Here is a 5,358-nt window from a genome sequence, read left to right on the forward strand (position 1 = left end):
TGCACCACCACGGCGCGGAGCCAACGATTGCCCGCTTCGTGGTGATACCTGGCGTGCCAATATTGCCGGACAGCAAAACGGTCCACGGGAACCGGGCACGGATGGACCGCCAGATCATTGACCTTCGCCAGCGTCTCACCGATGTGTCGCGGCAACGTGGCGATCAGGTCGGTGCTCTCGATAATTGCTCCGAGCCCAAGAAAACCTGGTAGCTCCAGCACCACATCGCGCTCGACGTGTGCGCGCACCAGCCCCTGTTCCAACAGCTGCGCGCCCGTGCCCGCCGTAATCGCGACATGCCCCTCCGCGCTGTATTGCTTCAACCTCAACTTCGTGTGCAGCCGCGGGTGATGGCGATTCGTCAGGCACACCCAATCCTGCTGGTATAGCTGCTGCTGATAAATCCCACCGCTCAGCCAGGGCGCGTGACCGATCGCGAGGTCGGCTTCGCCCGATTCCAGCGCGCGTTCCGTATTGCCGTCGATTCTGGCGGCTTCAAGACGAACGCCCGGTGCCTGCGCGCGGACATGCGCCAGCATCCGCGGAAGCAACGTGATGTGACTGGCGTCGGTCATGCAGATACGGAACCGCCGTTTTGCGGTGGCCGGCTCGAATGCGATCTCCCACGCCACGAAGCGCCGCAGCGATTCGAGGATTTCCCGGCATGGACCAATGAGCGCATCGGCTTGCGGCGTAGGCGCCATGCCGCCCGGTGTGCGGATGAATAACGGGTCCTGCAGATGTTCCCGCAATCGACCTAACCAGATGCTGATGGTCGGCTGGCTTTGTCCAAGCTGCTCGGCCACGCGGGTGACGCTGCGGACGTCATAGAGCAGGTCGAACAGCTGTAATAGCTTCAGATCGGGGAGTTCAGTCGAATCCATTTCTGTATTGCCTCACGCAATGACGTCATTGTATCCATTGCATTGCTGGCATGAACACCGAATCGTATCTTGGTCTCCTCAACAAGGAGACGGTAGTGAAGATTGCGATTCTGGGCGCAGGTGCACTGGGCTGTGCGATTGGCGCGGCGCTGACCGAAGGTGGCAACGAGGTCTGGCTGCTGAACCGATCGGTGGCGCACGTGGCGGCCATGCGACGCGATGGTCTGCGGGTGGACGATCCCAATGGTTCCCGCCAGGTAACGGTCCGAGCCACCACGCGGGCCGCGGAGGCTGGCGCCGTTGATCTGGTCGTGGTGCTGGTCAAGTCGTTCCACACCGAAGCCGCGATGCGCGGCGCAATGGAGCTGATCGGACCCGAAACGCTGGTCCTTTCGTTGCAGAACGGCCTTGGGCACGAGGATGTTCTCGCTGACATCGTGGGTGGGCATCGAGTGCTGGCCGGCAAGACCTACGTCGGCGGGGTGATGCGCAGCCCGGGGCACATCGAGTCGGGCGTCGCCGGCAAGGCCACTTACATTGGCGAACTCGACGGTCAAATCACTTCCCGCGCCACCGCAATTGCCGAAACCTTCAACGCCGCCGGACTCGCCACCACGGTCAGCGCCAATATCGTCGGCACGATGTGGGACAAGCTCCTGGTCAATGTGGCGACCGGCGCGCTGACGGGCATCACGGGCCTGACCTACGGCCAGCTGTATGAAGAGCCGCTTCTCAAGACGACCGCGCTCGCAGCAGTCGCCGAAGCAATGGCCGTCGCCCGGGCCGCAGGTGTGACGCTTTCCACCACAGATCCCGAGCGCCCGTGGACCCTCGCCGGCGAAGGACTTTCCCCTGCCTTCAAGACCTCGATGCTGCAAAGCCTCGAAAAAGGCTCCATCACCGAAATCGACTTTATCAACGGCGCGGTCGTGCGCTGGGGGAAACGGCACGGTGTGCCGACCCCGGTCAACGCGACGCTCGTGGCCTGCATCAAGGGCATCGAGCGTGACATGACCGACCGACAACACAGCAGCAAGTTGCATGGGACCACAGTGGGCGCTTCAGCGCCAACTCTGGTCGACAAAGGAGACAACCGCATGAACGGCAGCAAGGCCTATCTGGAACATGTCGCCATCTGGGTGAAGGACATTCACTGGCACATCCGCTTTTTCGAAGACGTGCTCGGCATGACGATGCGCGAGGTCGACGGCACGCGCGAGGAACCCCGGCAGTACTGGACGCTTGGCGGTCTGCAATTCATCCATAACCCGAACTATGACGCTTCTGAGGGCCGGCTCGGACACCTGGGCGTGATGTGTGAAGACATGGAGGCCGCGCTCGCCGCCTCGCAACGGTACGACGTCAGCGAAATGCCACAGGGGCGCAACTGGTTGCATCTGCCGGACGGCCTCGCCGTTGAACTGATCCAGGCGAAGCCGGCCTCATGCGTCGCGCGGGCACTCGAGATCAACCCGCGCGCGGAGGTGTGACATGACGATCGTGGATAGATACTGGGATGACGCCAGCGAGGGCGACGAGTGCGTAAGCCCGACCTACACGGTGACCAAAGAACGCATTCTGGCCTATGCCGAACTCACTGGCGATCACACGCCGGTGCATGTGGACGAGGAATACGCGAACAGGAGCCACTTCGGCTCGATCGTGGCACACGGCCTGTTTGGACTGTCTATCGCCGATGGGCTCAAGACGCAAAGTGACTACCGTTTCCTTCCGGGAATGTCGCTCGGCTGGACCTGGGACTTCAATCTGCCCATCAGGGTCAACGAGGTGCTGCACGTCAAATTCCGCGTGGGCATGATGCGGGCGAGCAAGAGTCGGCGCGGCTGGGGCATCGTCGTGTTGCCGTCCGAGTTGATCAATCAGGACGGCCAGGTCGTCCAGCATGGTGAGCATCGCCTGATGGTGCCGCGCCGACCGGGAGCATTCTGATGCAAGCCCGTCCTCTCGAAGGTATTCGCGTCGTCGACTACAGCCACTTTCTGGCAGGCCCGTACGTGGGGCGATGTCTCGCAGCGCTCGGCGCCGAAGTCATCAAGGTGGAGCGCCCCGGCAACGGCGACGCGGGACGCCAGCATGCCACCGTGCTCGATGACGAACAAAGCGGCTACTTCCTGCAGCTCAACATGGGCAAGCGTGGCGTCAGCGTCAACATGAAGGATCCGCGGGGCAAGGACTTCATGCAGCGCCTGTGCGACTCGGCGGACGTGTTCGTCGAGAACTACCGGCCGGGCGCTCTGGACAAGCTCGGGCTGGGCTACACGGCGCTGTCCGCGCGAAATCCGAAACTCGTGTACTGCTCGATCTCGGCCTATGGTCATACGGGACCGGATGCGCATCGCGCCGGCTTCGGCCTGATTGCCGAAGCGAAGAGCGGCATCATGCAGATGATCGGCACTCCAGGCGAGGCGCCGCCGCTGATGCGCATCTCGCTCGGCGACATGTACACCGGCATCCACGCCGTGGCGGCCATCAACGCCGCGCTGCTCGGTCGCGTGAAGAGCGGCCGGGGGCAGCACATCGACATGGCACTCTACGACACGCTGATGTCGATGCACGAATACGCGGTGCAGTGCTACACGCTGGAAGGCGTCGTTCCAGAACAGACTGGTCACGACATGCCCACTTCGACGCTCTATGGGGTGTTCCGTGCCGCCGATGGCGACCTCGTAATCGCGGCGCAGGTGGACGACGCGTGGAAACGCTTCGCCGGCCTCGTAGAGGCCAATGGCGGACCGTCCGGCTTCGGAGCCGACACGCGTTTCCATGACGGCGCGGGACGCAATGCCAACCGGTTGGACATTCTGTCCGTGGTCCAGCCCTGGGTTGCCAGCCGGCCGGTGGCACAGGTGCTGGAACTGCTCGATGGCATTGACGTGCCTTGCGCGAAGGTACAGCGCATCGACGAAGTGCTCGCCGATCCGCAGATCGTCGCGCGGGGCATGGTGGTCGAGCAACAGCATCCGCGCTACGGCACGCTGCGTCTACCGAACTTGCCGTTTCGCTTCTCCGACTGCGATACGACGATCCGCGAGGTCGCGCCCGACCTTGGCCAGCACAACGCGGAAGTGGCGCGGTCACTGGGCTTCGGCGCTGCCGAAATCGACGCCATGCAGACCGACGGCGTGCTGTATTCAAACGCGAGGCCATGATGACTGACCAGTACGCGGTGATCGGCAACCCGATCGGCCACACGAAATCCCCATTGATTCACGGTCTCTTCGCGCAAGAGACGCAGCAGGACATGTCCTATACGGCCATCGAAGGTCCACTCATCCCACAGGGAGCGTTTGAAGAGACCGTGAACGCTTTTAGGGCCGCGGGTGGCAAAGGGATGAACGTCACGGCGCCCTTCAAGCTGAAGGCGTTCGCGATGGCCGATGACCGCAGCGAGCGAGCGCAACTGGCCGGAGCGGCTAACGCGCTGAGGTTTGAAGACGGCCGGATCGTGGCGGAAAACTTCGACGGCGTGGGACTGGTGCGCGATATCGAAGTCAATCTGGACCTGCCGATGGCCGGCAAGCGCGTGCTGGTCCTTGGCGCGGGTGGTGCGATGCGCGGCGCGTTGCTTCCCTTCCTCGCGGCGCGGCCCGTTGAACTGGTTATTGCGAACCGCAACGTAACCAAAGCCGAGGCGCTCGTGGCGCAAGTCGGAGCGCGCGCCTCACTTCTCGCCTGCGGCTACGGAGACCTTGCAGCAATGCGCCGCTTCGACCTGGTGGTGAACGCCACGTCGGCCAGCCTCACTGGTGAGTTACCACCGGTTCCTCCGAATGTATTCGATCCGAAGGGAGCAGCCTACGAACTGGCCTACGGCAAGGGACTGACTCCCTTCCTGCGCCTCGCGCGCAATGCGGGCGTGCTGGGCATCGCGGACGGTGTCGGCATGCTGGTGGAACAGGCGGCAGAAGCATTCGCATGGTGGCGTGGCATTCGGCCCGAGACGCGGTCCGTCATCGACCAGCTTACCGTTCCCTTCGATTGAACACGTGACGGAGATCCGAATGAAGAAGGTCTTGATGCTGCACGGCATCAATCACAATATGTTCGGTAAGCGCGATCCGGTCCAATACGGAACCATCACGCTGGCCGAGATCGACGCCAAGCTGCAGGCCTTGGGGCTTGAGCTGGGCGCGCAGGTGGAGTCCTTCCAGACGAACAGCGAAGCGAAGATGTGCGAACGCATCCATCGTGCTTTCGAAGAGAAGCAGGATGCCGTCCTGATCAACGCAGGCGCCTGGACGCACTATAGCTACGGGATCCGTGATGCACTCGCCATCCTCGCTTGCCCAGTCGTCGAACTGCATATGTCCAACATCCATGCGCGCGAGCCGTTCAGGCATCACTCGGTTTTCGCGGAAATCGTGACGGGACAGATTTGTGGATTCGGAATGCACAGCTATCTCATCGCTTTGCGCGCGGCCGTCGCGGAAGTCGATAGGAAGTAAGTGGTCGA

Annotated in this window: 6 protein-coding genes and 1 pseudogene; 6 read left to right on the top strand and 1 reads right to left on the bottom strand. The window is 62.6% G+C overall.

Annotation, left to right across the window (positions count from 1 at the left end; genetic code table 11):
• A partial coding sequence (locus tag VGL01_RS17575) for a LysR family transcriptional regulator (RefSeq protein ID WP_331571532.1) occupies nt 1–884 on the bottom strand: 884 nt, incomplete at its 3' end.
• A 95-nt stretch (nt 885–979) separates the two neighbouring features.
• On the opposite strand from VGL01_RS17575, the pseudogene VGL01_RS17580 reads away from it, so the two are divergent.
• The 6 genes and pseudogenes from VGL01_RS17580 to aroQ all read left to right on the top strand — a co-directional run.
• Nucleotides 980–1,909, top strand: a pseudogene (locus tag VGL01_RS17580) (ketopantoate reductase family protein); the annotation flags it as partial.
• A 72-nt stretch (nt 1,910–1,981) separates the two neighbouring features.
• Nucleotides 1,982–2,374, top strand: coding sequence for a VOC family protein (locus VGL01_RS17585; protein WP_331571540.1), 393 nt, complete (start codon nt 1,982–1,984; stop codon nt 2,372–2,374).
• Nucleotide 2,375: 1 nt separating this feature from the next.
• Entirely contained in the window at nt 2,376–2,834 is a 459-nt protein-coding gene (locus tag VGL01_RS17590; protein ID WP_331571534.1) for a MaoC family dehydratase, read from the top strand.
• Nucleotides 2,834–4,054: a CoA transferase gene (locus VGL01_RS17595; RefSeq protein ID WP_331571536.1), complete on the top strand. Its 1,221-nt coding sequence runs from the start codon at nt 2,834–2,836 to the stop codon at nt 4,052–4,054. The genes VGL01_RS17590 and VGL01_RS17595 overlap by 1 nt, the downstream gene beginning before the upstream one ends.
• On the top strand, nt 4,054–4,887 hold the full coding sequence (gene aroE, locus VGL01_RS17600) for a shikimate dehydrogenase (RefSeq protein ID WP_331571542.1): 834 nt from the start codon (nt 4,054–4,056) through the stop codon (nt 4,885–4,887). The genes VGL01_RS17595 and aroE overlap by 1 nt, the downstream gene beginning before the upstream one ends.
• Before the next feature lie 19 nt (nt 4,888–4,906).
• Nucleotides 4,907–5,350: a type II 3-dehydroquinate dehydratase gene (aroQ, locus tag VGL01_RS17605; protein ID WP_331571538.1), complete on the top strand. Its 444-nt coding sequence runs from the start codon at nt 4,907–4,909 to the stop codon at nt 5,348–5,350.
• Nucleotides 5,351–5,358: the final 8 nt, after the last annotated feature.

Origin of the sequence: Trinickia sp., from assembly GCF_036503415.1 — a bacterium.
Taxonomy (GTDB): Bacteria; Pseudomonadota; Gammaproteobacteria; order Burkholderiales; family Burkholderiaceae; genus Trinickia.

What these genes read in the sequence shown, in the direction of transcription:
- VGL01_RS17585 (WP_331571540.1), top strand. Translation starts at nt 1,982, where the DNA reads ATGAACGGCAGCAAGGCCTATCTGGAACATGTCGCCATCTGGGTGAAG.
- VGL01_RS17590 (WP_331571534.1), top strand. Translation starts at nt 2,376, where the DNA reads ATGACGATCGTGGATAGATACTGGGATGACGCCAGCGAGGGCGACGAG.
- VGL01_RS17595 (WP_331571536.1), top strand. Translation starts at nt 2,834, where the DNA reads ATGCAAGCCCGTCCTCTCGAAGGTATTCGCGTCGTCGACTACAGCCAC.
- aroE (WP_331571542.1), top strand. Translation starts at nt 4,054, where the DNA reads ATGACTGACCAGTACGCGGTGATCGGCAACCCGATCGGCCACACGAAA.
- aroQ (WP_331571538.1), top strand. Translation starts at nt 4,907, where the DNA reads ATGAAGAAGGTCTTGATGCTGCACGGCATCAATCACAATATGTTCGGT.